The 26,383-nt window shown below is 70.6% G+C and carries 15 protein-coding genes and 1 tRNA gene; 1 reads left to right on the forward strand and 15 read right to left on the reverse strand.

All coding sequences use genetic code 11. The annotated features are described in order from the left end of the window. Positions 1–130 precede the first annotated feature (130 nt). The 13 genes from ACIA1L_RS10915 to ACIA1L_RS10975 form a co-directional block, all read right to left on the reverse strand. Positions 131–1,111, reverse strand: coding sequence for a ribose-phosphate diphosphokinase (locus tag ACIA1L_RS10915; RefSeq protein ID WP_396072474.1), 981 nt, complete (start codon positions 1,109–1,111; stop codon positions 131–133). Positions 1,112–1,257: 146 nt separating this feature from the next. Beyond that, positions 1,258–2,694, reverse strand: coding sequence for a bifunctional UDP-N-acetylglucosamine diphosphorylase/glucosamine-1-phosphate N-acetyltransferase GlmU (gene glmU / locus ACIA1L_RS10920; protein ID WP_396072475.1), 1,437 nt, complete (start codon positions 2,692–2,694; stop codon positions 1,258–1,260). 62 nt (positions 2,695–2,756) lie between these two features. Then, positions 2,757–2,827 (reverse strand) — tRNA-Gln (locus ACIA1L_RS10925). Between the two features lie 39 nt (positions 2,828–2,866). Continuing rightward, complete coding sequence (locus ACIA1L_RS10930; RefSeq protein ID WP_396072476.1) at positions 2,867–3,742, reverse strand: helix-turn-helix domain-containing protein; 876 nt, start codon at positions 3,740–3,742, stop codon at positions 2,867–2,869. 66 nt (positions 3,743–3,808) lie between these two features. Continuing rightward, entirely contained in the window at positions 3,809–4,816 is a 1,008-nt protein-coding gene (locus tag ACIA1L_RS10935; protein WP_396072477.1) for an alpha/beta hydrolase family esterase, read from the reverse strand. 92 nt (positions 4,817–4,908) lie between these two features. Further along, positions 4,909–6,627 carry a hypothetical protein gene (locus ACIA1L_RS10940; protein WP_396072478.1) on the reverse strand — a complete coding sequence of 573 codons (1,719 nt, stop codon included), beginning with the start codon at positions 6,625–6,627 and terminating at the stop codon, positions 4,909–4,911. Between the two features lie 132 nt (positions 6,628–6,759). Next, on the reverse strand, positions 6,760–8,445 hold the full coding sequence (locus ACIA1L_RS10945; protein WP_396072479.1) for a hypothetical protein: 1,686 nt from the start codon (positions 8,443–8,445) through the stop codon (positions 6,760–6,762). A 13-nt stretch (positions 8,446–8,458) separates the two neighbouring features. After that, on the reverse strand, positions 8,459–10,075 hold the full coding sequence (locus ACIA1L_RS10950; protein WP_396072480.1) for a hypothetical protein: 1,617 nt from the start codon (positions 10,073–10,075) through the stop codon (positions 8,459–8,461). Beyond that, entirely contained in the window at positions 10,072–10,995 is a 924-nt protein-coding gene (locus ACIA1L_RS10955; RefSeq protein ID WP_396072481.1) for a sulfotransferase domain-containing protein, read from the reverse strand. The genes ACIA1L_RS10950 and ACIA1L_RS10955 overlap by 4 nt, the downstream gene beginning before the upstream one ends. 8 nt (positions 10,996–11,003) lie before the next feature. After that, positions 11,004–11,774 carry an alpha/beta fold hydrolase gene (locus ACIA1L_RS10960; RefSeq protein ID WP_396072482.1) on the reverse strand — a complete coding sequence of 257 codons (771 nt, stop codon included), beginning with the start codon at positions 11,772–11,774 and terminating at the stop codon, positions 11,004–11,006. Then, positions 11,771–12,067 carry an acyl carrier protein gene (locus ACIA1L_RS10965; RefSeq protein ID WP_396072483.1) on the reverse strand — a complete coding sequence of 99 codons (297 nt, stop codon included), beginning with the start codon at positions 12,065–12,067 and terminating at the stop codon, positions 11,771–11,773. Before ACIA1L_RS10965 ends, ACIA1L_RS10960 begins: the two co-directional genes overlap by 4 nt. A 12-nt stretch (positions 12,068–12,079) precedes the next feature. Beyond that, the gene (locus ACIA1L_RS10970) at positions 12,080–17,002 is read right to left on the reverse strand and encodes a beta-ketoacyl synthase N-terminal-like domain-containing protein (RefSeq protein ID WP_396072484.1); all 4,923 of its coding nucleotides are present in this window, start codon (positions 17,000–17,002) and stop codon (positions 12,080–12,082) included. An 8-nt stretch (positions 17,003–17,010) separates the two neighbouring features. Then, entirely contained in the window at positions 17,011–24,228 is a 7,218-nt protein-coding gene (locus ACIA1L_RS10975; protein ID WP_396072485.1) for an SDR family NAD(P)-dependent oxidoreductase, read from the reverse strand. A 567-nt stretch (positions 24,229–24,795) separates the two neighbouring features. On the opposite strand from ACIA1L_RS10975, the gene ACIA1L_RS10980 reads away from it, so the two are divergent. Beyond that, a complete protein-coding gene (locus ACIA1L_RS10980) occupies positions 24,796–25,398 on the forward strand; it encodes a TetR family transcriptional regulator (RefSeq protein WP_396073036.1) in 603 nt (200 codons plus the stop codon). 30 nt (positions 25,399–25,428) lie between these two features. On the opposite strand, the gene ACIA1L_RS10985 is transcribed toward ACIA1L_RS10980, so the two are convergent. Both ACIA1L_RS10985 and ACIA1L_RS10990 read right to left on the reverse strand, forming a co-directional pair. Then, the gene (locus tag ACIA1L_RS10985; RefSeq protein WP_396072486.1) at positions 25,429–25,887 is read right to left on the reverse strand and encodes a DUF4383 domain-containing protein; all 459 of its coding nucleotides are present in this window, start codon (positions 25,885–25,887) and stop codon (positions 25,429–25,431) included. Beyond that, positions 25,887–26,357, reverse strand: coding sequence for a DUF4383 domain-containing protein (locus ACIA1L_RS10990; RefSeq protein WP_396072487.1), 471 nt, complete (start codon positions 26,355–26,357; stop codon positions 25,887–25,889). Before ACIA1L_RS10990 ends, ACIA1L_RS10985 begins: the two co-directional genes overlap by 1 nt. Between the last annotated feature and the right edge of the window lie 26 nt (positions 26,358–26,383).

Consider the following 26,383-nt stretch of genomic DNA (forward strand, 5'->3'; position numbering starts at 1 on the left):
CCCAGATCACAGCCACGGCCCCCGCTGTGGGGGGGGGGCCCCCCCCCCAACCACCCCGGGACAATTTACCCCCCCCCCACCCACCCCCGCGGGGCCCCACCCCCCCCCCCGCCCCCAGAAAAAACCCGACTTAGCTCAGCCCACCGAACAGGGTGGTCACCGAGCCATCGTCGAAAACCTCACGAATCGCGCGCGCCAGCAGCGGCGCGATCGACAACACCGTGATCTTGTCCAGCTGCTTCTCCGGCGGCAACGGCAACGTGTTCGTCACCACCAGCTCCGAAATCCGGCTGTTCTTCAGCCGCTCCGTCGCCGGATCCGACAACAACGCGTGCGTCGACGCCACGATCACATCCGCCGCGCCCGAGTCGAACAGGATGTCCGCGGCCTTGGTGATCGTCCCGCCCGTGTCGATCATGTCGTCGACCACCAGGCAGATCCGGCCCTCCACCTCGCCGACCACCCGGTTCGCCACCACCTGGTTCGGCTTCAACGGGTCCCGCGTCTTGTGAATGAACGCCAACGGGCAGCCACCCAGCCGGTCCGTCCAACGCTCCGCGACCCGCACCCGACCCGAATCCGGCGCGACCACCGTCATCGGCTTGCCCTCGAACTTGCGCTGCACATGGTCGGCAAGGATGTCCATGGCGAACAGGTGGTCCACCGGGCCATCGAAGAAGCCCTGGATCTGCGCGGTGTGCAGATCGACCGTGAGGATCCGGTTCGCGCCCGCCGTCTTCAACAGGTCCGCGATCAGCCGCGCCGAAATCGGCTCCCGACCCCGGTGCTTCTTGTCCTGCCGCGAATACGGGTAGAACGGCAGCACCACGGTGATCCGCTTCGCCGAACCCCGCTTCAGGGCGTCGATCATGATCAGGGTCTCCATGACCCAGCGGTTCACGCCCTCGGTCACCGACTGCACCACGAAGGCGTCGGAACCACGCACGGAATCCTTGAACCGAACGAAGATCTCGCCGTTCGCGAACTCGTACGAGTCCGACGGCGTCGGCGCCACGCCCAGCACCTGACCGATCTCCTCGGCCAACTCCGGGAAGCCCTGCCCGGAGAAAAGCATCAAACTCTTACGGTTCTCAGCGACGATGCTGCCCATGGGCTCGTCCGCTCCCGAGACTCGAGGGGGTGGGTTCACGTGAAGTATGACCCCCGGACGCCGCCAGGCAACCTGCCGGGAGCGGGTCGTGGGATGCCTCACCCAAGCTTGCGCGACCAGCGGATAGGTGACTAGGACCCACCCGATTACTCCCCGGATTCGCCCCCTGCGCGCTCCGCCGCATCCGCCGACACCGTGCCCGGCCGCTTACGCGCGGTCCAGCCCTCGATGTTGCGCTGCTGCGCCCGCGTCACACCCAGATTGCCCGCCGGAACATCCTTCGCCACCGCACTGCCCGCCGCGACGTACGCGCCCGGCCCGATCTCCACCGGCGCGATCAACACCGTGTCGCTGCCCACGAACGCCGCCTCGCCGATCGAGGTGTGATGCTTCGCCACCCCGTCATAGTTCGCGAAGATCGTGCCCGCGCCGATATTCGCCTTCGGGCCCACCGTCGCATCACCCACGTACGACAGGTGCGGCACCTTCGCGCCCGCACCCAACTCGGCGTTCTTCGTCTCCACGAAACCGCCCACCTTCGCCTTCCGGCCCAGCCGGGTGCCCGGCCGCAGGTACGAATACGGCCCCACCGACGCGTCCGGGCCGACCTCGGCGCCCAACGCATGCGACCGCAAAACCGCAGCGCCCTCCGCCACCACCGTGTCCCGCAGCGTCGTGTCCGGGCCCACCACCGCGCCCGTCGCCACCCGCGTCGCGCCCTGCAGCTGGCACTGCGGCTCCACCACCGCATCCGGCTCCAACGTCACCGTCACGTCGATCCACGTCGTCGCCGGATCGATGATCGACACCCCGGCCCGCATCCACTCCGTGTTCACCCGGTCCCGCAGCAGCGCGCGCAACTCGGCCAGCTGCGCCCGGTCGTTACAGCCCAGCGTCTCCCGGGCGTCCGCGGCCACGAACACGCCCACCGGATGCCCCACCGACGCCAGGATGCCGAAGACGTCGGTCAGGTACTCCTCGCCCTGGTCGTTGTCCGTGGACAGCTTGCCGAGCGCCTCGCGCAGCAGCGCGGCGTCGAACACGTAGATGCCGGCGTTGATCTCGCGGATCGCCCGGATCTCGGCGGAGGCGTCGCGCTCCTCCACGATCCGCTCCAGGTTGCCGTCGGCGCTGCGCACAATCCGGCCCAGCCCGGTCGGATCCGCGACCTCGGCGGCCAGCACGGTGGCACCGGTCCGGGCGCCCTCGTGCGCGGCGACCAGCGCCTCGACCGTCTCGGGCCGCAGCAGTGGCACGTCGGCGTTCAGCACCACGACCGTGCCGACCGCCTCCGGGATGGCGTCGAGGGCGATCCGGACGGCGTGCCCGGTGCCGTTCTGCTCGGCCTGCAACACCGGCATCGCGCCCGGCGAGATCTCGGCGAGGTGGGCCTTCACCTGGTCGGCCTTGTGCCCGACCACCACGACGGTGCGCGCGGCCTGCGCGGCGTCGGCGGCGTGCAGCACGTGACCGAGCAGGGTCCGGCCGAGCAGCGGGTGCAACATCTTCGGCGTGGCGGACTTCATCCGCTTGCCTTCGCCGGCGGCGAGAACGACGACGGTACGACTCGGGGCCTGGCTCACGCGGGACTCCATTGTTCGCAGTGTGTCAGAGAAGCGGCGCCAACTCAGCCGCAGACAGAAAGCTCCCGGGAGAGGATTCGAACCCCTATTAACGGTACCAAAAACCGCAGTCTTGCCCTTAGACGACCCGGGAGGGCAAACCGGACATAACTATCTAGGTCATGTACGCGGGTTACATACTAGCGCCTCCTCCTTCACCGGAGGCAGCCGCGATCCCCCGCATCATGCCCTCGACCCGCCAGTAGAGCTGGCGAGACTTGGGCACTTCGACGCCCAGGCAGCCACGATAAGCATCGCCGACGTTCAGCCGAACCGTGGACGGGTTGTGCGTCTTCAAGGTCGGACGCCGGAAAATGTCGAACGGCACCCCGACAACGTCGGCCCACCACCGTCCCGCCGCCTCCGCATCGGCGGACTCATGGATGCTGACGCGATAGGTGAGATCAGCTCGGTCTCGGCCCATCAGCTCCGCGAAGCGAACAAAGAGCAGCACCAACGACGGGTCACTGTTGATGAAGGAAAGGTGGCAAGCGTTGGGCCGCCACGGCTTGGCCTTGCCTCCCTCGCACCAGTAGGCGACCGCACCGAGCAGCCGCACCTCGCGGTCCGACAGCGCGCCAACCCACTCCGCCTCCTCCCGATTGGTCGCGGCGCGCTCACTGTCGCGTTTCTGTCGTAGCGGCTCCCACCGCGTTTCCGAGATCCGGCGGGAGTGCTCCCGCCGACGGCGCTGCGCGCGCTCGCTCGTCTCATCGAGCGGCAGGTGCCGAACCCACAGGTAGACGGTGGATTTGGCGACACCGAGCTGCACGGCGATCTCGGGCACCGTGCCGCCCTGCTCGCGCAGGGTCACCGCTTCGGCGCGCAGCTCGTCTTTCGCGTTGGGCCGCCGGGTCCATTCCGGAACGGGTTCGTTCCAGAGCCAGGCCGCCATCGTGTCCCGGTTGACGTCGAAGTGCTCACGCAGTTGCGCGATGGACATCCGCGTCTCGGCGCGCAACCGGCGCGCCTCGGTTGCCCGCGGATCGTTCTCCCCGTTGGTCTTCATGCAAGAACGTTAATGCGTTGCTCTAGTCTCTAGTCAACCCTAGCGGTGTGCCAAGTGGAGAAGGTTTCAGCTCTTGGGGTGGGCCTGCAGAAACGACCAGATGGTGGGGGTCGCGGCGAGTGCCGTGGAGGGCGGGTCGAGCTGGAAGATGCGCTGTGCCACGGGGGCTTCTTTGGAGCCCGGCCACTGGTGTCCGGCGCCGGCCACTGTGATCAATTCGACCGCCCGGCCTTGCGGGCAGGTCGCCAGGGACGTCGTGACGGTGCCGGCTTTGGTGGTGGCCGGTGCCGGGCAGTTGTCCGTACGGCGCCAGGTGTCGATGAGGGACGGCACGGACGGGCCGTCGATCTTCACGGGGAGCCGGCCGCCGCCGTCGTTGCTGCGTTTGCCGGGGCCGCCGCCGTACGGAATGGTGGGGTCCTTGTCGCCGTGGATGTGGATGATCGACAGGGGCGCGGGATTGTCGCACTTGTTGAGCATGGTGCCGGCGACGGGCGCGATGCCGGCGAAGGTGGTTGTTTCGCAGGCGAGGCGGTAGGCGAGCATCGCGCCGTTGGAGATGCCGGTGGCGTAGATGCGCTTCGGGTCGACGCCGGGCACCGCTTTGACGAGGCGCTCGATGAAGCCCACGTCGTCGACGTCGTCACGCGCCGCCACGCCGCAGCAGTCGGGGCTGACGTTCCAGGTGCGGTTGACGCCGTCGGGGTAGGCGACGAGGAAGCCGCCTTTGTCGGCTTCGGCGTTCCACCCGTACGCGCGTTCGGCCTGTTGTCCGGTGCCGACGGCGCCGTGCAGGACGACGACGAGCGGCGCGGTGGCCTTGGCGTTGGCGGGCCGGTAGAGCAGGTAGGTGCGTTCGCGCCCGTCGACGGTGAGCTTGGCGCTGGAGCGCCCGGCCGGCAGCGGGGGGGCACCGGTCTGCTCGCCGGGGGAAGGCGGGGTGGCCGGTGCGGGTGTGGCCCCGGTCGAGGCGGCGGCGGTCGGCTCGGTGGGGGCGGGGTCACGGCGGTCACGGCCGGTGCAGCCGGCGAGCAGGAGCAGGAGCACGGCCGCGAGGGCGGTTCGGCGCTTCATGGGACCAGCCTTCCTCGACGATGTTCGAGCAGTGTTAGGGCGCGGTCAGGAGCCGGGCGGGAATCCACGGTGGATACCCGCCCGGCAGATCATCAACGCTTGTTCATCTCGAGGAGCTCCCAGCCGCCTTCGGGCTTGACGTCGAACTTCTCCGTACGCAGGTTCATCGGGTTGGCCATGCCCAGGTAGAGGCCGCCCTTGCCGTTCGGGATCATGTTGCGGATGCCGTAGTTGAGGTAGTTGCCGAGGCCGCGGACGTTGACGGCCTGGGCCGGGGATTCCGTGTCGGGGAACATGTAGAGGTCACCGCCGAATTTGGTGGGGTCGATCAGGGGCAGGTGCCAGTTGTCCGGGTCGCGGAGGGCGCGCTTGGCGCGGGCGTTGACCGGCGGTTGGGGTGCCGCTCCGGCGATCAGGTCCTTGACCAGGTAGGACCAGTCCATGGTGCCGACGAAGAGCTTGTTGTCGACGACGGTCATGCGCCAGGTGTAGTTGTTGAAGAGGTAGCCGAAGCCGGACTTGCCGTAGAGCGGTGTGTAGCCGGTGGGTTTGTCGGACCAGGTGGAGGTGGCCGGGTCCCAGGCGGGGAGGGTCTTCTCGCCGTACAGAAGCTCGATCTTCTGGGTGGGCAGGCCGAGGTCTTTGCCGCGCCAGATGCTGATCGCGCGCTGGGTTTTGACGTTCTGCTGCTTGGCGGCTTCGTCGGTGGCGGGCGGGTAGACGGTGGCGTGCACCATGCTGGACTTCATCGGGACGTGCATGGTGCCCCAGTAGACGTAGCCGTTGAACGCGGCGATGCCACCGCCGCCGTAGGTGGCGGAGACGACCCGGTCCTGTTCGTAGAGGCGGGCGTTCCAGACCTGCTTCCAGCCGGCCTTGTCCTCGTCGTTGAGGCCGGGCAGGCCGTCGGCGAGCTTGGGGCTGATCCACAGGCCGGCGAGCATCTGCTGGCTGGTGGGTTGTTCGGCGGGCCAGCTGGTGGCGGCGATCCGACCGTCGTAGACGGTGAGGTCGGCGGCCTGCACGGGCAGGGCGGCGACGGTGGTGAAGTCGAACGGCCGGGTGCTGTCGCCGGTCCAGCGCCAGACGGCGCCGCCGGCGGAGCCGTTGCGGCCGATGCCGACGCCGAGGTAGAGGGCGCCGTCTTCGACGAGGAACGTACGGATGTTGCCGTAGTCCGGGAAGTTGATCGAGCCGAGGTACTTCTGGGTGGTGGCGTCGAACGCGAACATGTTGAGCGTGTTCTCGAGCGCGGGGCCGCCGAGCAGGATGACGTTGCCGAGGTTGCCGGCGGCGCGCAGGCCGACGGTGTGTGACAGCCGCAGCGCGTCGTCGGGGGACTTGGCGCGGATCTCGGCGCTCTTGTTGACGGAGCGGCCGCTGACGGTGTCGTACGTCCACACTTCGGGCGCGCGCATGTCGCCCATGTAGTCGGGGATGGTCTCGTCGTTCTTGCGGACCTGGCTTTCGCCGTACTCGCAGGTCCAGTTGTCGTTGGCGGTGGGTTTGACGTAGTCGAGGGTGGCGCCGCTGACGAGGCAGTGGACGTTGGCACCGGTGCCGAACCAGAGGGTTTTGCCGACCTGGGTGAGGCCCCAGACGTACGCCTGGTTGACCTTGGGCTTGCCGGTGGTGCACCGGGGTCCGGCGGGGTACGGCTTGCCGACGCCGTCGAAGCATTCGTCGGGCTGGGCCTTGGCGAGGCGGGTGAACGTGTAGTCGGCCCGCAGGGGTGCGGCGGTCGCGGGGACGACCGCTGCGGTGCTCGCGGTGACGAGGGCTATCGCCCCGACCGCGAAGATTCTCCGCATATTGATCAACCTGAATTCCTTTCCGAGACGCAACGAGCGCCCGCCGCGGAGGCCCGCGGGGGCGCGTTCAAAGGAGGAGGGATGTGGACGGGCGGCGTCGTGGGAAGCACCGCCCGTCCACGCTTGCGAGGGTTATGGGCGGGGTGCGGTGAGCTTGATCAGCTCCCAGCCGCCCTCCGGCACGTCGTCGGCGGGGTCGGTCCGCAGGTTCATCGGATTGGCCATGCCGAGGTAGAGATCCGGACCGTCCGGGACCATGTTGCGAATCCCGTAGTTGAGGTTGTTGCCGACGCCGGTGGTGCTCACCGGCTGGGCCTTCTCGGTGGAAGTCGGGAAGACCCACAGGTCACCGCCGTAGATCGCGGGGTCGATCGGCGGCGGTGCCACATCTCTGAGCCGGATGCCGGGGTCCTGGGCGACGATGTGCTGGACGATGTAGCTCCAGTCCATCGTGCCGACGTAGAGCTTCCCGCCGGCCACGGTCATCCGCCAGGTGTAGTTGTTGAACGGGTTGTCGAAGCCGGACTTGCCGTAGAGCGGGGTCCAGCCGGTGGGCACCGTGGTCCAGGCCGCGGTCGCCGGGTCGTACGCGGGCAGCGCCGTCGCCCCGTAGAGCAGTTCGATCTTCTGGGTGGGCAGGCCGAGGTCCTTGCCGCGCCAGATGCTGATGGACCGCTGGGTGTTCGCCACCTGGGCCTGCTTGGCCTCGTCGGTGGTCTGCGGGTAGACCTGCTGGTGCACTTTCGTCGCCTTCAGCGGGACGTGCATGGTTCCCCAGTAGAGGTAGCCGTCGTAGGACGCGACGCCGCCCCCGCCGTAGGTCGCGGCGACGACCCGGTCGGTCTCGTACTGGCGGGCGTGCCACACCTGCCGCCAGAGCGTCGCGTCTTCCTCGCCGAGGCCGGGCTCGCCGTCCGCCAGCGCCGGGCTGATCCAGACGCCGGCGAGCTGCGCCGGGGAGGTGGGCTGGTTGGCGGGCCAGCTCGTCGCCATGATCCGGCCGTCGTGGTAGGCGAGGTCGGCGGCCTGTACCGGCAGACTCGCCACCGTCTGGAACGTGAACGGGCTCTTCAGCTCGCCGGTCCAGCGCAGCACGCCCCCGCCGGAGCCGCCGTTCGCGCCGATGCCGACGCCGAGGTAGAGCTGCTTCTCGGCGACCAGGAACGTGCGGATGTTGCCGTACTGCGGGAGGTTGACCGAGCCGAGGAAGCGGCGGGTGCGGGCGTCGAAGGCGAACAGGTTCAGCGACTCGTTCAGCGCCGGGCCGCCGAGGAGGACGACACCGTTGAGGTTGCCCGCGGCGCGCAGGCCGATCGTGGTGCGCAGCCGTTCGGCGTCGTCGGTGCTGCGGGCCCGGATCTCCGCACTCTTGTTGACCTTGCGTTTGGTGAGCGTGTTGTAGAGCCACACTTCGGGAGCACGCTGGTCGCCGATCTCCGCGGGCCAGTCCGGGTCGTGGGCGACGACCTGGCTTTCCGCGTACTCGCAGACGTAGTCGGAATTGACCACCGGCTTGATGCTGTCCAGGGTGGCGCCGCTGACCAGGCAGTTGACGTTGGCGCCGGTGCCGAACCAGACGTCGGGGCCGACCTTGGTGAGGCCCCACACGTACGCCTGGTCGACCTTGGCCTGGCCTTCGGCGCACGGCGGACCCGCGGGGTACGGGTTGCCGATGCCGTTGAAACACTCGTCGGGGGCGGCCTTGGCGAGCAGCTTCACGGTGTACGGGTCGTCGGCGGCGGCAGGGGATGCGGGGGATGTCAGACCGAGCAGCACGACGGCGGCCGCCGTGCCCAGTCTGCGCAGGGATGCTCGCACGAGGGGGGTCCTCTCAGGATGTTCTCTCGAGCCGGATCAGCTCCCAGCCGCCCTCGGGGACGGAATCGGCCGGGTCGGTGCGCAAATTCATCGGATTGGCCATGCCGAGGTACAGGTCGTCGCCGTCGGCGGCCATGGTGCGGATGCCGTAGTTGAGGTAGTTGCCGAGTCCGCGGGTGTCGACCGGTTCGGCGGGGGCGTCCGGGGCGGGGAAGGTCCACAGGTCGCCACCCCAGCCGGCCGGGTCGGTCGGCGGCGCGGTGCTGGACAGGATGTGGACCAGGTAGCTCCAGTCCATCGTGGCTACGTACAGCCGGTCCCCGGCGACGATCATCCGCCAGGTGTAGTTGTTGTAGCCGTTGCCGAAGCCGGACCTGCCGTACTTGGGGGTCCAGCCGGTCGGGACGGGCGTCCAGGTGCCGGTGGCGGGCTGGTAGACAGGGAAGGCCGGTTCGCCGTACAGAAGCTCGATCTGCTCGTCGGGGGTGCCGAGGTTGCGGCCGCGCCAGATGGCCGCCGCCCGTTGGGTGTAGCGGACCTGGAGGTTCTTGGCTTCCTCGGTGGGCTGCGGGTAGGCCGCCTGATGCACCTTCGTCGCCTTGAGCGGGACGTGCATGGTGCCCCAGTAGAGCCAGCCGCCGTAGGCGGCTACGCCGCCCGCGCCGTAGGTCGTGGCGGTCAGCGGGTCCTTCTCGTAGCGGCCGGTGTGCCACACCTGGGTCCACTCGCCGCCTGCCAGCGGGAGCGGCGGGCTGCGCCACACGCCGGCGAGTTGCGCGTCGGAGGTGGGTTGCAGGGTCGACCAGGTCGTCGCGTAGAGGTGGCCGTCCTGATAGGCCAGGTCGGCGGCCTGTGCGGGCAGGGTCGCCACCCGGTCGAACAGGAACGGGGCGAGCCGGTTGCCGCGCCAGCGCAGCACGGCGCCGCCGAGTCCGCCGTCCGGGCCGATCCCGGCGCCAAGGTAGAGGTCACCGGCCGCGGCGAGGAACGTGCGGGCGTTGCCGTACTGAGCGAGGGTCCGCGAGCCGAGGTAGCGCTTCGTGACCGCGTCGAAGGCGAACAGGTTGAGCGTGGCACTCAACGACGGACCGGCGAACAACACTATGCCGTTGGCAGTGCCCGCCGCGCGGAGTCCGAGGGTGCTGCGCAGGCGCGGGTCGTCCGGGGTCCGATTCGTCAGCACGCCGTTGTCGTAGGTCCAGACCTGCGGCACGCGGACGTCGCCCAGGGCGTCCGGGACCAGCGGGTGCTGCTTCGCGATCTGGCTCTCGGCGAACTCGCAGACGTAGTCGTCGTAGACCACCGGCTTCGAGTCGGCGAGGCCGGAGCCGCTGGTCAGACAATGCGTGTTGGCGCCCGTGCCGAACCACACCTGACGGCCGACGCGGGTCATGCCCCAGACATACGACTGGTTGACCTTCGCCTGTCCCGTGGCGCACGGCGGCCCGGCCGGATAGGGCTGCCCGATGCCGGCGAAACACTCGTCCGGCACGGCCTTTCCCAGCAGCCGGGAGGAATACGTGTCGGCGGCCGGGCCGGGCGCGGGATGACGGCCGACAGCCGGGCCGGGCGCGACGGACGCACCCGTGACCAGCAGCACGGCGGCGGCGAATCCGGCCAGGGCACTCATGCCGGCCTGCGGACCCGATCGGCGACCGACGCCGCCCACCCTGCCGGGTCGGCGAAGCCGAGGAACTCCGCGAGCCCGGTCAGCTCCTTCACCGGCTCGGCGACCAGGTCCTCGTAGGCCATCTGGTGCAGGTGCGCCGGCGGGTGGTCGGCCAGGGCCTGCTCGGCCTGGCTACTCATGAACGCGCACAGGCCGATGAACCGCTTCGGGTCCTCACCGCGCTGCTGCAGGAACTCGGCGGTGAGCCGGTCCGGCAGGTACGCGCGCACCTCGTCCGGCATGTCGTCGGACTCCTCGGCGGTGAGCGGGTCGACGCCGTACCGGCCGACGGCCTCCACCCGGAGCTGGACGAGCTGGAACGACGAGTGCCGGCTCATCGACTTCGCGGTGGCCGCCCAGTCCCGGGTCAAGTAGACGATCTTCGCGGTCGGGAAGTTCTCCAGCAGCGACGTGGTGACCTGGCTGCTGCCGCCCGAGCGTTCCACCCAGCGCTTCTTACCGGTCAGCTCGGTCAGCAGGTCGAGGAACGCCTGGTGGTGGGCGCCCACACTCTGGGTGGGGAACGCCGACACCCGCGGGGCGAGCTGGTCGAACAGGGCGTCCGGGTCGTCGGTCAACTTCGCCAGGGTGATCGCCAGGATGCGCGGCAGGTTGACCAGGTCGTCGTTGAAGCGCCCCGACGCCGGGTAGCGGACCTCCTTCGGCGGCACCCCGATCTTGAAGAGGACCGACAGCTCCTCCTTCGGGCCGCTGAGCACTCGCCAGTACGCCGGCCCGTCGATGATCTCGGTGCTCCGGTTCCACGGCGCGACCGACATGAAGAACTCCTGGACCGAACAGGTTTCCGGCTCCTCGACGATCAGGTCGGAGAGCAGCGTCGAACCACAGCGGCCGTTGCTGATGATGATGGCGCGGTCCATGGGATCTCCTAGTGCACGCAGGTGGCGAGCCAGGGCAGCACCTCGGCGCGTACCTGGTCGGGAGCTTTGATGAGCAGGGTGTGCTTCTGGCCGACGACGACCACGTGCTTCGACTGCGGCACCAGGCGTTCGGTCTCGGCGGTCAGTTCCTTGACGACCGAGTCGCCGCCGTACAGGCACAGCACCGGGCAAGTGATCGCCGCGAACCGCGACGGGTGCGGCAGCGGGCTGGCCGGCAGCTCCTCGCCGAGGTCCGTGCTGGACAGCAGCGCGGAGGCGTCCCGCAGGCGCCGGGCGAGCAGCGGCCGGCTGGTCGCCACCGCCTCCGCGTCGGCCAGCGTCTCGGCGGCCCGGGACAGCCGTTGGGCCATCCGGGCGAACCAGGCGGCGGTGGGCGGTGCCGACTCGATCGCCACGATGCCGGCCACCGCGCTGGGGTGCCGGGCCGCGTACGCGAAAGCGATCGTCCCGCCGAACGAGTTGCCGAACAGGTGCACCGGCTCGTCCACTGCCCAGTGGGCGAGCAGGGCTTGCAGGTCGTCGACGAAATCATCCAGCCGGTAGCCGGTCGGCGGGCGGGAACTGTGCCCGTGGCCGCGCAGGTCGTAGAGCAGCACCCGCATCCCCGCCTCGGCCAACGGGTGGACCATGGTCAGGAACCAGCTCGCCATGCTGTCCGAGGTCATGCCGTGGATGAGCACCACCGTGCCCTGGCGGGGGCCGACCGGCGGCACTTCCTCCACGTGCAGGTCGACCCCGTTGGCGTGGACCATGCTCATGACCCGGCCGGCACCTTCCCCAGCGACTCCACGATGTAGTCGACGAGCTGCCCCACCCGGAGCTGACCCACCGATTCCACGTCGAGGCCGGAGACGAACAGCGCGAAGTTCACCGCGGTGCCGTACCGGGCCTGCAGGCGGCCGGCGAGCGACACCACGTCGATGCTTTCCATGCCGAGGTCGTCGCGGAACGTGGTGTCCATGGTGATCTCGGCGTCGGCGCCGAAGTCACCGAGGACGGACTGCAGCATCGCGGTGACGTCGGCGAGGACGGCGGACTCATCGGAGGGCATGGCGGTGCTCCTTCACTGTTCTTCGGTACCGGTCCAGGCGACGACATAGCGCCGCGGCGGAAGCTCCGGCGGGTTCTCGATCTCCTGCCAGGCGACCCGGAGAACCCGGTCGCCGACCGTCACGGTGCCGTCGGCGAGGGACACCTCGAAGCGACGCGGCGCGCCGTCGAGTCCCGTGCCGAGCGCCTTGCCCGCAGCCTCTTTCGCCGCCCACAGCCGGGCGAAGCTGCGGTCATCGGTGAGCTGCGCCCGTTCGGCCTCGGTCAGCGCGTAGCGGTAGGTGCTCTCCTCCCGCGGCGCGACCTCGACCACGTCGATGCCCACCTCCGCGCCGGGCGGCCCCGCAATGGCGACGCCGACCTCGTGGGTGTGCGCAATCGACACTGTGCTGTCCTGGAAGCCGCGACCTGGCCGCAAGTCCACGTAGGGCTTGCCGCTCGGCTCGTTGCGTACGGTCAGCTCGATCGGATATACGTCCGTGTGCCCGGCGTCCCACAACCGGAACCGCACCGCGTCCTTCGCCGCGATCCGACCCAGCATCCACTGATTGCGCTTGGCGCCGGGCATCCGCTCGTACTCCACGGCCGCCTCGCCGCCGAGAATGCCGCGCGCCGCCATACCCCGGGTGACCAGGTCGGTCCAGGCGTCGAAGGCCACGGTCCAGCCGCCCGGGTGCCGCTGCGACATCGGATACTTCTCCGGGAACCGTTCGCAGGCCCGGGCGGTCGGGTGGCTGTCGAACCGCCGGTCAGTCGCGCCGTCGATCTGCGCCCACACCCGGCCGTTCACCGACAGTTGCGTGTCCGCGATCAGTTCACCGTCGGTGATGGACCTGACCCGCGCCGCGCAGTCCATGGCCGTGCCGGGAGCCGGCGCCGGCCCGAAGAACCGCACGTGCCGCAACCCCACCGGCAGGGCGACGGTCCGGAACGGCTGGGTCGTGATCAACCAGTTGCCGATCAGCTGCAGGGCGTTGTCCAGCAGCGCGCCGGGCGGCACCGGGACAGTGACGGTGCCCCGCACGTGCATGTCGCCGAGCGCGTGCACCGCCGTGACGCCCTGGAAGACCGGCCCGTGGAACATGAGCCGCTCGGCGTACATCTCCTCGGCACTGGTCGTCGGCGGAAACTCCGTCGCCGGGTCCTCGGTGTAAGGCAGCAAGTCCGGCTCGGGATAGTCCGCCGCCAGCTCGACCGTTGACCGCGCATAGCCGCCGAAGATCACGGTGAACCGATTCGGTCCGGCCCGCTTCACGGTGATCTCGACATGCTGCGGCGGCGCGGCGATCAACCACCGGTTGAACTTCGCATCCCGCACCGCGACGGCTTTCATCCCGGGTGCGGCCTGTTCAGCAGCGTCCATCATGTGCTGCACCACGGTCGTCGCCGGCACCACCGGCCACCGGTCCTCCACCCGCGGCCAGTCGTCCGGCTGCACGAAGAAACAGTGATCCCGCAGATAGGGCATGGTCTCGACCGAAACGTCGAGGGTCGTTCTGAGGACTACCTCTTCCGCTTCCTTTTTCTGTACGGGCACAGCCTCCCGTGCCGTCGCCGGTCCGTGCCCAGCGGTTACCGGCGACGCGGACGCCGCGGACCGCGGCGCCGGCACGGCGATGGCTTGCGGCCCGGACAGGGTCGCGGGGGCTTGCGGCCCCGGGCGGGTCGCGGGGGCTTGCGGCCCCGGGCGGGTCGCGGGGGCTTGCGGCCCCGGGCGGGTCGCAGTGGGCGCTGGTGGGGGCGGCGCGACTGGCGGTGCCGCCGGTTGCGTCCGCGGCGACGACGAAGGCGCCGGTGTTGCGCTCCGCGGGCGCGGAACCGCCGGCCTCGTTGTCGAGGCTGCCGCAGCAGCGTTCATCACCGTGACTGCGTCGCTGGCGGTCTCCTGCAACAGGGCGGCCAGTTCCGCGGCGGCCTTGGACGTCCCCGCCATCTTGCTCAGCGCGGAAAGGGCTGCACTGTGCGCTTCGACTAGCCCACTCGAAGCAGGCGTCGGAGCTGCCTGCTGCGGGGCGCTTGCCGGTGGCTGGCCCGGTCTTGCCTGCGGCTGCTGCGGTGCGCTTGCCGGTGGCTGGCCCGCTCTTGCCTGCGGCTGCTGCGGCGCGCGGGGCTGGGGCACCTGGGGTTGCGGCTGCGGCGAGCGTGGCTGGGGCACCGAGGGCTGCGGCATCTGCGGGCGGGGCACGGGCGGCTGGCCGGCCGGGGCCAGGCCGAGGAGTTGGTCGGCGCCTTCGCCCAGCTTGACCAGGGGTCCGCCGAGGTCGATGCGGACCGCCGGGCCCTTGCGGGCGGACGGTTCGACGACCTCGTTGACCTTGGGAACTGCGCGCGGGACCGGCGCCGGTTCCAGCACGGACATGTCCGGGTCGCCGCCGTCCACCCACAGGGCCGTGGCGACCCGGCGGAGCTGGGACAGGCCGTCGCGGCGGGAGACGTTGACCGGCATGGCCAGGTGCTCCCGGTCGCGCAGATTGTCGTCGATGAGCGAGGCGAGTTGGCCCGCGCCCATCTGCAGGAAGACGCGGATGCCGGCGTCGTACATGGCGCCGACCGTGCGGCGGAACCAGACCGGCTCGATCATGTGTCGGATGAAGAGCTGGTTGACCTCGTCCGGGTCGGCCGGAAACGGCGCCGAGATGGTGCCGGACCAGACCGGCACCTCGGTCGGGTGCACCTCCCAGCGACCCATGGCCGCCCCGATCGCCTGCAACCCCTCGGCGAACACCGGCGTGTGGAACGCCGACCGGAACGGCAGCAGCTGGCACAGGATGGTCCGGGCGCGCAGATCGTCGACCAGGCGCTGGACCTGCTCGCGCGGGCCGTTGACCACGCACTGGTTCGGGGCGTTGTCGTGGGACAGCACCACGCCCGGATAGCCGTCCAGCAGCGGTGTGACGGTCTCCATGGGGGCGCTGATCGCGGCGAACGCGTAACCGGAGACCTCGACGCTGTCGGCGTCGAACAGGCCGAGGAATGCGTCGACGCCCTGGGTGCTCATCTGGCCGGTGACCGCGGCGGCCGTCCACTCGCCGATGCTGTGGCCGGCGACGGCGTCCGGGCGTACGTTCATCCGGCGCAGCGTCGCGTCCAGCAGCTTGCCGACCTCGACCAGGCCGGTGCCGTGCTGGCCCAGATCGGCGGCGGTCCACTCGCGGTGCGGCAGACCGAAGTGGGCGGCGATGTCAGCCGTCCGCGGAGCGAACTCGGCTTCCACACCGGGGAAGACGAACGCGAGCTTGCCGCCGCCGGGGCCGAGCAACGGCCGGGGCGTGAACCAAATGTCCCGACCGCCGCGCCAAGGTTCGCCGCGGGCGACCATCTTGCGGGCGATGCCGAGCCGCTGATCGCTCGGGTCGACGATGCCCAGCCGGACCGGTCCGCCGTCTACCGCCCGGGGCAGGTCCCGGACGTCGGGGCGCTCCAGCTGCGCGGCCAGGTCGGCGGCGGTGGCGGCGGACAGCCAGAGGATGCGCTCCGGCTCGGCGATGACCGAGGCGGCGTCGGAGGCAGCGGCCGAAGCGCCGGCGGCCGAAGCGGTCGCTGCGACGGCTGTGGCGTACTGCTCGACGATGACGTGGGCGTTGATGCCGCCGAAGCCGAAGGCGTTGACCCCGGCCCGGCGTGGTGTCTCGCTCTGCCACGGCTGGGCCGAGCCGATCGGCCGGAACCGGGTCTGCGCCATCTCGGCGCGGGGCTTGACGACGTTCAGGGTGGGCGGCAGGACGCCGTGATAGACGGCGAGGGTGGCCTTGATCAGGCCGGCCACCCCGGCGGCAGGCATCGCGTGACCGATCATCGACTTCACTGAGCCGATCACCGGGCGCTCACCGGCGGTGTGCGGACCGAACACGTCGGCCACCGTGGACAGTTCGGCTGCGTCACCGGTCGGGGTCGCCGTGCCGTGCGCTTCGAGCAGGCCGAGGGCGTCCGGGGCGGTCGGGTCGAGCCCGGCCATCTCCCAGGCGCGCCGGATGGCCAGGGCCTGGCCGGAGCTGGCCGGGTTGAACATGCTCGCCGAGCGGCCGTCGCTGGAGGTGCCGCTGCCGCGGATGACCGCGTACACCCGGTCGCCGTCGCGTTCGGCGTCGGCGAGGCGTCTGAGGACGACCATGCCGGTGCCCTCGCCGATCAGGACGCCGTCGGCTTCGGCGTCGAAGGGCCGGATCTCGCCCTTGCGGCTGAGCGCCTGCAGCTGGCTGAACACCGACCAGAAGCTGATGTCGTGCACGTGGTGCACGCCGCCGGCCAGGACCGCGTCCAACCGGCCGTTGAGCAGCTCGGTCATGCCCTGGTCGACGGCGATCAGCGAGGACGCGCAGGCCGCGTCGATCGTGTACGCCGGGCCGCGCAGGTTGAGCCGGTTCGCCACCCGGGAGGCGGCCAGGTTGGGGACCAGCCCGATCGTGCCCTCGGGCTGGTGCTTGCCGAGCCGCTCGTCGATCCGGTCCCGGAGCAGGCCGAGCCGGTCCTCCCCCAGGTCCGGCATGAGCTCCTGGAGCAGGCTGATGACCTGGCTGGCCATCCGCACCCGGTTGGCGTACCGGGAGGCGGCCGGGTTGAGCAGACCGCCCCGGCCGAGGATCACGCCGATCCGGTCGGCGTCCGGCATCCGGGCCGCGCCGCCCGCGTCCGCGATGGCGGCCGCGGCCACCTCGAGCGCGATGAGCTGGTCCGGCTCGATGTCGCCCACCGAGTTGGGCATGATGCCGAACTTCAGCGGCTCGAACACCGCCTGGTCGTCGAGGAAGCCGCCCCGGCGGGTGTAGAGCCGGTCGGGCCGGTGCGCGTTGTCCGGGTCGTAGAACAGCGCGTCGAACCGGTCCTCCGGGACGTCGGTGATCATGTCCTTGCCGTTGACCAGGTTCTGCCAGTACTGGTCGAGGGTGGCGGCGCCGGGAAAGATCGCCGCCATCCCCACGATGGCGATCTGCGACATCCCCGCCCCTACCAGCCCGAAGCGGTCAGCACGACCGAGGTCTGCACCGGGTCGCCCCAGGCGAGTTCACGCAGCAGGCTCAGCGCGCCCTCCTCCGGGTCGATCAGGCCGATGCCGCGGCGGGCGTACTCGGCGGTCAGCTCGGGGGTGACCATGCCGCCGTGTGCACCGACCGGCGCCCAGGGTCCCCAGTGCACGGTCACCGCACGGTGGCCCGAGTCCTGCGACCAGCGGGTGCCCATCGCGTCCAGCGCGTCGTTGGCCGCGGCATAGTCGCTCTGGCCCCGGTTGCCGTACGCCGCCGCGATGCTGCCGAACATGACCACGAATTTCGGCGCGGCCCCACAGCCGTCCAGGGCGTCGAGCACCGACCGGGCGCCGTCGACCTTGGTGCGGAACACCCGCTCGAACGAGGCCGGGTCCTTGTCGCCGATCAGCCTGTCCTCGATGATCCCGGCCGCGTAGACCAGGCCGTCGATGCGGCCGTACTCGTCGTGGATCTGCTTGACCAGGCGTCGGGTTGCCTCGTCGTCGCGCACGTCGAGCGAGTGGTAGCGCACGTGGGCGCCGAGCTCGGTCAGCTCCGCGACGGTGGCGTTGACCTCGCGGGCGGCCAGGATCGCCGACGCGGTGCGGTCGATGTCGGCGGGTGAGCGCATGCCCCGCCGGGCCAGTGCCGCGCGCAGCGCCGCCTTGTCCGCGGCGGCTGCCAGTTCCGGGTCCTCGTCGGTCTGCGGCAGCGGCGTACGCCCCACCAGCTCGATCCGGCACCGGGAGGCGTTCGCGACGGTCCGCGCGAACCACGGGGTGATGCCCCGCGCCCCACCGATCAGGACGACCACCGAGTCGGTGTCGAGGCCGATCGCCCGAGCTTCGGCGGTGCCGTCCCCGGCCGGTCCGGCGCCCCCGTCCGCCAGCATGCCCAGCCCCGCCTCGGTGAGCTGCCCGATGTGTCGGCCGTCGGCCCGGCGGTAGACGACCGGCGCGGTGGCGGCCTCGTGCAGTTCCTCGACCAGGCCCTGTGCCAGGTCGTCAGCGGACGCTGCGGCGCTCACTTCGACATAGCGGGCCACCGTCTCCGGATACTCCCGGGCGATCGTACGAAACAGGCCAGTCATGCCGTCGGTACGCGCACTGCCTGCTTCCGGTCCGGCGGCGATCAGCCAGCGCGGCCCGGCAGCGAGCGCCTGCTTGAGGAAGCCGAACGCGTCAGGCAGCAGGGGGCTGCCGTCCTCGCCCAGCCCGTCCAGGAGCACGATGCCGTCCATGCCGGTCGGGTCGTCAGCGGTGGAGCCGCTGACTCCGCTCGCACCCGCGTCGGCGAGCAGCTCGGCGAGCCGAACCCCGGTCGCGCCACCGCCGGTGATCAGGAACCGGGCGCCCGCAAGGTCGGTGCCCGTCCCGGCGGCAGTCGCCGGCTCCAGGCGGGAGATCAGCCGCTGCGGCGCGATCCCGACCCGAGCCGGCGCCTCGATCTCGGCGACGGGCCCAGCCTGCACAGCCGCCCCGACCGACACCGTGGCCCCGGCAGACTCGGCGACACTGGCGACGGCGGGAGCGGCAACCGGCGCAGTGAGCCCGGCAGCCGGCGCGTTGATCTTCGCGTCGAGCCAGCCCACCATGGCCCGAACGGTCCGAGCCTTCACCAGTTCTTCCAGCTCGGACTCGTCGCCCTCGACGCTGAGGCCGAGCTTGTTGGCGACCTCGCCGGCCACCTCGGCCCGCTTGATCGAGTCGACGCTGAGGTCAGCTTCCAGGTCCAGGTCCAGCTCGATCAGCTCTTCCGGGTAACCGGTCCGCTCACTGATCACCGCGAGCACGGCACCCTGCACGTCAATCACCGCGACCGACATCGCCACCGTGGTGGATCCTGCGGCGGTGGTGGTCGTCGTCGCGACGGCAGCGACGGCAATCGCCGGTGCCGAGTTGATGCGGGTGTCGAGCCAGCCCACCATGGCCCGGACCGTCCGGGCCTTCACCAGCTCCTCCAGCTCGGACTCGTCGCCCTCGACGCTCAGGCCGAGCCGGGTCGCGACCTCGCCCGCGACCTCGGCCCGCTTGATCGAGTCGACGCTGAGGTCAGCTTCCAGGTCCAGGTCCAGCTCGATCAGCTCTTCCGGGTAACCGGTCCGCTCACTGATCACCGCGAGCACGGCACCCTGCACGTCCAGGCCGGGCTGCGCCGGGGCGAGGACGGCCTCCGTCTCCGCGATCGTGGGGTAGTGCACGGTGAGGGTGGTGCCAGGGCCGGGCGAGACCGGGGCGGCCATCGCCGCGGGCAGCACCGCTGCCTGCGGCATCGGCTGGGCGGGAATCATGGCCTGGGCGGGGGCGGCGTCGCTCTGCCACACCAGGCGGCCACCAGCGCCCTCCCCCAGGTACGCCAGCAGCACGTCACGTTGGGTCGCGATCAGGTCCCGGCTCGTCCGCAGGAACTCGCTGACCAGTTCGCTGCGGTCGTCGCGGGCGCCGTCCGGGCCCTGCGCTGCGGTCATCGTGAACTCCTCGATCTCGATGCGCCGGGCGGGTGTCATCCCCCCGGGCAGGCACTGTCCGGAGCGGTCTCGTACGGCCTGACCGTCCACGGTCCAGGTGGGACGGTTGGCAGCCGGCGCGGCCGGGCCGGTGGTGTCACGGCCGGCGAAGAGCCAGCCGGTCTGCACTCCCACGCCCGCGCAGGCCAGCTCGGCGGCGGCGGTGAGCAGCGCGCGCAGGCCCTGGCCGGGACGGCCGTCGACGGTGACGACCAGGTGCGGGCGGTCGCCGAGGACCGCGTCGACGAGTTTGCCGAGGACCTGGCCGGGGCCAGCCTCGACGAAGGTACGGGCGCCGGCGGCGTACATCGCTTCGATCTGTTCGACGAAACGGACCGGGGCGCCGATCTGGGCAGACAGGCCGGCCCGGACCGCGGCGGCGTCCGCCGGGTACGGCTCGGCGGTGTGGTTGGACCAGACCGGCAGGGTGGGCGCGGCGATGTCCCGGCCGGCCAGGACGTCGGCGAAGGCCACTGCTCCCTGGGCCACGACCGGGCTGTGGAAGGCGGCGGCGACCGGGATGGCCCGGCCGCGCAGTCCGGCTTCCTTCAACGCGGCCGTCGCCCGGCCGACCGCCTCGGTGGGGCCGGAGATGACCACCTGGGTGGGTGCGTTGTGGTTGGCGACCACGACCTCGCGGTCCAGCCCAGCTGCGGCCAACGCCGCCCGGACCTGCTCCGCGGTGCCACTGACGGCGGCCATGGTGCCCGGGTCGTCGCCGGCGGCCGCGAGGATGGCGGCGGCCCGCTCCCGGCTCAGGTCGAGCAGGGTGGCCGGGTCGAAGGCGCCCGCGGTGCACAGGGCGACCAGTTCGCCGTAGCTGTGCCCGCCGGTCATGTCCGGGCGTACGCCGAGGCGGCGCAGCACGTGGTCGGCGGCGAGTCCGCCGATGCCGAGGACGGGCTGGGCGACGCGCGTGTCGCGTACCCGATCGGCCTGGGCTTGTTCGGTGTCGGTGTCGAACGCGGTCGGCGGGAACAGCAGGTCGGCCCAGTCCCGGCCGAGCTCGAGGTATTCGCGCAGCTCGGGGAAGGCGATGAACAGGTCGGCCAGCGCACCGGGCTTCTGGCTGCCCTGGCCGGGGAAGAGGAACGCCACCTTGCCCGGCTCGGTGCTGGCCGGTGGCTGGATCAGCCCCTTGCGCGGGTCGTGGTCGCCGTTCAGCGCCCGACGCAGCAACCCGGCCAGGTCGTCCACGTCGGCGGCGACGAGGGCGATGCGCACCGGCCCGGTACGCGGGTCCGACTCGCGGGAGGCGGTCGCGGCGAGCTCGCGCAGGCTGGTGCTCCCGGGCAGCTTGTCCAGCAGTTTGGTGACGCCGCGCCGGGCGGCCTCCACCGTCGCGCCGCGGAAGAGGAACAGCTCGGCGGGCCATTCCTGGCGGGTGTGCCGCGGGTCGGCGGTGGCGGCGTGCGCGCTCAGGACCACGTGGAAGTTGGTGCCGCCGAAGCCGAACGCGCTGACCCCGGCGATCCGCTCGGCGGCGGGTGCCGCCCAGGGCCGGGTCTCGGTGTGGAAGGCGAACGGGCTGGTGTCGGGGTTCCAGGCCGGGTTGGGCCGGGACAACCCGATGGTCGGGGGGCGCACGCCGGTGTGCAGGGCGAGGGCGGCCTTGATGACGCCGGCCATGCCCGCGGCGCACTTGGTGTGACCGATCTGCGACTTGACCGAGCCGAGCACCGCGCCGCCGGGCTCAGCCCCGGACTCGGTGAACAACTTGGTCAACGTCTCCAGCTCGGTACGGTCGCCGACGACCGTCCCCGTCCCGTGTGCCTCGACCAGGCCCACTTCGCGCGGCGAGATCCCTGCCCCGTGGTACGCCCGGTCGAGCGCCCGACGCTGGCCTTCGGCGCGTGGAGCGGTCAGGCCCAGCGCACGGCCGTCGCTGGCGCCGCCGAGCCCCTTGATGACGGCGTACACGCGGTCGCCATCGCGTTCGGCGTCGGCGAGTCGCTTGAGGACCACCGCGGCTACGCCTTCGCCCAGCGCGATGCCGTCGCCGGTGCTGTCGAAGGTGCGGCAGCGCCCGGTGGGCGAGAGCGCGTGGGCCGAGGTGAACATCAGGTAGTCGTTGATGCCGTTGTGCAGGTCGGCGCCGCCGCAGATCATCAGGTCGCTGTCGCCCGCGATCAGCTCTTTACAGGCGGAGTCCATGGCGGCCAGCGACGACGCGCAGGCAGCGTCCACCGTGTAGTTCGGGCCGCCCAGGTCGAGTCGGTTGGCGACGCGGCCCGCGATGACGTTCGCCAACACGCCGGGGAACGTGTCCTCGGTGACCGTAGGCAGCAGGCCTTCCAGCTGTTCGGGCAGCTCGCCGAGGTAGCCGGGCAGCAGCGTGCGCAGGGTTTGCGTCTGACTCATGTCGCTGCCGGCCTCGGCGCCGAACACCACACCGGTACGGCCGTGGTCGTGCCCCGAGTCGTACGCGTACCCGGCGTCGGTCAGCGCCCGGTGCGAGATTTCCAGGGCGAGCAGCTGGGTGGGGTCGATGCTCGCCAGCGCGGCGGGCGGGATGCCGTATTTGATGGCGTCGAACGGCACGGGGTCGATGAAGCCGCCCCACTTGGAGACGGTGATCCGGCCGGTCTGCCCGGGGCCGACCTCCGGGGCGTAGTAGGTGTCCACGTCCCAGCGGTGCGCGGGAATTTCGCCCACCTTGTCGGCGCCGCTGAGCACGGTCTCCCAGAAGGCGGGCAGGTCGGGCGATCCGGGGAATACGCAGGCCATGCCGACGATCGCAATGTCCAGCGGGTCGGCGACCTCAGCCTCCAGCACCGGGTCCAGGCCGAGGTCGGCGCGCAGCTCCGTGACCCGGTCGGTGTGCAGGGCCGCGGCGGCCGAGGTGACCTGGCCGTGCAGCCCCGCGATGGTGGTGGCGGCGTCGCGCAGCACGGCGACCTGGCCGGCCATGAACAGGCCTTCGGCTTCCTGGGTGGCCTCGTCGACGGTCACCAGCTGGTCGCCGTCGCGGGTGATGCCCTTGCTGGCGATGCGGAGCCGGCCGACGTTGAGCATTTCGAGCTGTTCCCAGACGACGCGGTTTTCCACGCCCGCGCCTTCGAGCTGGTCGCGCAGGCTGTGGAAGTCGTCCACGAAGCCCGATTGCAGGCAACGGGTCGCGTGACCGGGCGCGGTCTCCAGCAGGGCCGTGCGCGTGGCCGCGATCGCCTGCTGCTGGAACAGCGGTTGGATCGCGCCGTGGGTGACGGCTTCGGCGGTGAAGAGGTACGCCGTACCCATCAGCACGCCGGCCTGGGCACCGCGGCGGGTGAGCGGACCCACCATCGCCGCCACCATCGCGGAGGACCGCTCGTCGTGGATGCCGCCGGCGAAGAAGATCTGCAGCTCGGCGGCCGTGCTGTCGGGCTTGCCCGTCAGGAATTCCTCGAGTACCCCGAGCTGTGCCTCCCACAGCGGGAAGCTGGCGCGGGGGCCGACGTGGCCGCCGCATTCGGCGCCTTCGAAGATGAACTTGCGCGAGCCGGCCTGCAGGAACTGCCGCAGCAGCCCGGGCGACGGCACGTGCAGGAAGGAACTGATGCCGTCCGCTTCGAGGCCCTTGGCCTGGGCGGGCCGGCCGCCGGCGATGATCGCCACGGCGGGCCGGATTTCCCGGATGACTTCGATCTGGGCGGCGCGCAGGTGTTCGGGGGCGAAGCCGAGCACGCCCACGCCCCACGGTCGGTCGCCGAGGGCGGCGGCGGCCTCGGTCAGCATCCGGCGGCTCTGCTCGGCGTTGGCGAGGGCCAACGCGATGAACGGCAGGGCACCGCCGTCCGCCACGGATTTGGCGAAGCCGGCCACGTCGCTCACCCGGGTCATCGGACCCTGTGCGACGGGAAGATCAACCCCGAGCGTACGGGCCAGCGGGGCGCCGGGGCTCAGCGCTTCGCCCGCCTCGGCGTGGTCGAGCGCGGTCAGGATCGCGTCCCGGATGCCGCGTACGGCGGTGGCGGTGTCCGCCCAGCGCTTGGCGAAGTCGGCGGCGAGCCAGCCGTCCTGGCCGATGGGCAGCAGCACGCCGCCGCTGTCGACGCCGCGGAGGCCGTCGCGCTGGACTGTTTCGGTGCCGTCCATCCGGCGCAGCAGCGAAAGGTGTTGATCGGACAATGTGGACTCAGGGAGCAGCCCGAGCTGGGTGTCCAGCACGACACCCGCGGCACCGCCCACGACGCAGGCCGCCGCGGTGTGTGGCCCGATCCCGCCAGCGACCCAGACCGGCAGCCCGACGTCGACGAGGCGCTGCAGGAGCACGAAGGAGCTGAGCTCGCCGACCCGGCCGCCGGATTCCATGCCGCGGGCGACGAGGCCGTGCGCCCCGGCGGCTGCGGCGGCCTGCGCCTCGGCAAAATCGACTACTTCGACATAAACGCGGTAGCGGTCGGCGAGCGCTGCGATGTCCCAGCCGGCATCCGCTGCCACGATCACCAATTCGACGGCCGCGCCGCCGATCCGGTGCAGTTCGTCTGCTGTGGCCGCGCACGACGAGCCCACTCGCACTCCGATGCCGGACCCGGCGCGGCGCACTGTCTGTGCCAGGACGCGCATGTTCCAGGCGTCACCGTGGCCCAGATCCACAATGCCGATGCCACCGGCCCGCGCCGCGGCGGTGACCTGGTGCGGGCTGGGCTCCAGACCGGCGCCCCCGCTGACGGCCAACACCAGTGACCTCGACTGTCGCACTGTCTTCATCGGACTCCCGCCATGTGGTTCGAACACGGTCGCACAGGCATGCAAGGGGGGTGGAGGAAAGAAGAATGTCGATACATGAATGTTGCTCGGAGCGCACGTTATCGACTTGGAGTTACAGCGGCGTTACACCTTCTCGATGGACAAGGTGCAGTTTTCCGCGTTCACCGCACGTCCACCTACCGCGTTGAGAACGATCACAGGGTGCTTCAGCAGGATCTTCGGGCCATCGCGGAGGGCACCCGTCGCAATCCGTACAGTGATCATGGTGAGCGCGGCAAGCGCTCGGAGCGGGCCGACAGACCCCCGTAAAAAAGGCCACAACCTACGCCAACGTAAGCGTAAGTTGTTAACAATTCGCGGTCTCGGGCTGCCGAGATCCCCGCGAGACCTGACCGGTCCTGCGGCACCCCACCCCTTCCGCGGAACCGGGTGGGAACCGGGCAGTCCTGGCAGGATGGCCGGGTGACTGAGCAGAGCGACACCAGCAACCACCCCCGCGGCCGCCGCGTGCGTCCAGCCGCGGCCGCGAGCCGGGCTGCGGGCACGCCCTCCTCTTCCCGCGTACGCATGTCCGCGGCACAACGACGCGAACAACTGATCAGCATCGGCCGTCAACTGTTCGCCGAACGCGGCTTCGACGGCACCTCCGTGGAAGAGGTGGCCTCCCGCGCCAAGGTGTCCAAACCGGTCGTTTACGAGCACTTCGGTGGCAAGGAAGGCCTGTACGCCGTGGTCGTCGACCGGGAGGTGCGCGCCCTGCTCGACCGGGTCACCACCGCCCTGACCGCCGGCCACCCCCGCGAGCTGCTGGAACAGGCCGCCCTCGCGCTGCTGGACTACATCGAGGGCGAACCGCACGGCTTCCGGGTGCTGGTCCGCGAGTCACCGCTCCTGCACCCGGCGGGCAACTTCTCCAGCGTGATGAACGACGTGGCGCATCAGGTCGAGCACATCCTCGCGGCGGAGTTCCGGTCCCGTGGGTTGGAACCCCGGTTCGCCGAGCTCTACTCACAGGCGCTGGTGGGCATGGTCGCCCTGGTCGGCCAATGGTGGCCGGAAGCCCGTCGACCGAAGAAGGAGATGGTCGCCGCCCACCTGATCAACCTGGCCTGGAACGGCCTGTCGAACCTGGAAGCGAAGCCGACCTTGCTGACCCGCAAGACCCGCTGAGCCTGCTGCGAGCGGGCGGCACCCCGGTGCTCAGGCCGGTCGGTGCGCCCGTTCGTTCTCCGTGTGGGCGGCCTCGTCGTCGCCGACCTTGCCGTAGAGCGCGGCAGTCAGGATTACGACCCCGAGCAGCGACAGCACGATGACGTTGACCATCGAGATGTTGAGGACGTTGGCGTCGGTCTGGATCAGTGCGAGCAGCACCATCGCGACGCCCATCAGGACGTAGCCGAGGACCAGGTTGACGTGGTGGTGCACGTTGCCGCCGCGCACCACGGCGGCCAGCACCGCGACACCGAGCAGCAAGCCCAGCCATGCGCCGGCTGAGTTCACGCGCATCCCCAGCACCCAGTCGGCGCCGCGGTGGAAGAAGGGATCTCCCCACGTCGCCGCAATGCCGAGCGCACCCCACAGCGTCAGGTACGCCCCGGAGGCGCCGGCAAGCGTGCGGTAGGTCTGACGGAGATGGTGATTGAGGGGGTAGTGAGCCATCAGGCGTTCTGGGTCGCCTTGGCCTGCCGCACCTGGCGCGGCTCCCCGGTCTGCGCGGCCGGAGCGACCTTGCAGTACAGGCTGACCATGATCAGCACGGTGCCCACCAGGTAGGTGACCACGACCGTCGAGACGCTGAAGTCGAGGAAGTTGGCATCGGTGCGGATCACGGCGAGCGCGTAGCTGCCGACCACCAGCAGGCCCCAGCCGAAGTACTTCGCGACCTCGACGTCGGAGTTGCGCCCGATCACGACGGAGAGCACCACGATCGCACCGATCAGCAGCGAGCAGATCGACCAGAACAGGTTGGCGTGCTGACCCAGCACACGGTCACCGCCGTTGCCGAACATGCCGTCGCCCGAGGTGACGATGATGCCCACGATCCCGAAGAGGATGAGGTAGACCCCGGTCAGCGCGCCCAGGGCGCGGTAGATCGGCCGCAGCGGGTGATTGACCGGAATGTGCGCCATGGTGTCCGTCTCCAACGTCGGTATGG

The sequence above is a fragment of the Actinoplanes sp. NPDC051859 genome (assembly GCF_044452725.1).
Classification (GTDB): domain Bacteria; phylum Actinomycetota; class Actinomycetes; order Mycobacteriales; family Micromonosporaceae; genus Actinoplanes.

Bases quoted from the DNA above. Each gene is read 5' to 3' on its own strand.
- ACIA1L_RS10940 (WP_396072478.1), bottom strand. From the start codon at position 6,627: ATGCGGAGAATCTTCGCGGTCGGGGCGATAGCCCTCGTCACCGCGAGC.
- ACIA1L_RS10935 (WP_396072477.1), bottom strand. From the start codon at position 4,816: ATGAAGCGCCGAACCGCCCTCGCGGCCGTGCTCCTGCTCCTGCTCGCC.
- ACIA1L_RS10965 (WP_396072483.1), bottom strand. From the start codon at position 12,067: ATGCCCTCCGATGAGTCCGCCGTCCTCGCCGACGTCACCGCGATGCTG.
- ACIA1L_RS10975 (WP_396072485.1), bottom strand. From the start codon at position 24,228: ATGAAGACAGTGCGACAGTCGAGGTCACTGGTGTTGGCCGTCAGCGGG.
- ACIA1L_RS10990 (WP_396072487.1), bottom strand. From the start codon at position 26,357: ATGGCGCACATTCCGGTCAATCACCCGCTGCGGCCGATCTACCGCGCC.
- ACIA1L_RS10930 (WP_396072476.1), bottom strand. From the start codon at position 3,742: ATGAAGACCAACGGGGAGAACGATCCGCGGGCAACCGAGGCGCGCCGG.
- ACIA1L_RS10985 (WP_396072486.1), bottom strand. From the start codon at position 25,887: ATGGCTCACTACCCCCTCAATCACCATCTCCGTCAGACCTACCGCACG.
- ACIA1L_RS10980 (WP_396073036.1), top strand. From the start codon at position 24,796: ATGTCCGCGGCACAACGACGCGAACAACTGATCAGCATCGGCCGTCAA.
- ACIA1L_RS10960 (WP_396072482.1), bottom strand. From the start codon at position 11,774: ATGAGCATGGTCCACGCCAACGGGGTCGACCTGCACGTGGAGGAAGTG.
- ACIA1L_RS10915 (WP_396072474.1), bottom strand. From the start codon at position 1,111: ATGGGCAGCATCGTCGCTGAGAACCGTAAGAGTTTGATGCTTTTCTCC.
- ACIA1L_RS10955 (WP_396072481.1), bottom strand. From the start codon at position 10,995: ATGGACCGCGCCATCATCATCAGCAACGGCCGCTGTGGTTCGACGCTG.
- ACIA1L_RS10970 (WP_396072484.1), bottom strand. From the start codon at position 17,002: ATGTCGCAGATCGCCATCGTGGGGATGGCGGCGATCTTTCCCGGCGCC.
- ACIA1L_RS10950 (WP_396072480.1), bottom strand. From the start codon at position 10,075: ATGAGTGCCCTGGCCGGATTCGCCGCCGCCGTGCTGCTGGTCACGGGT.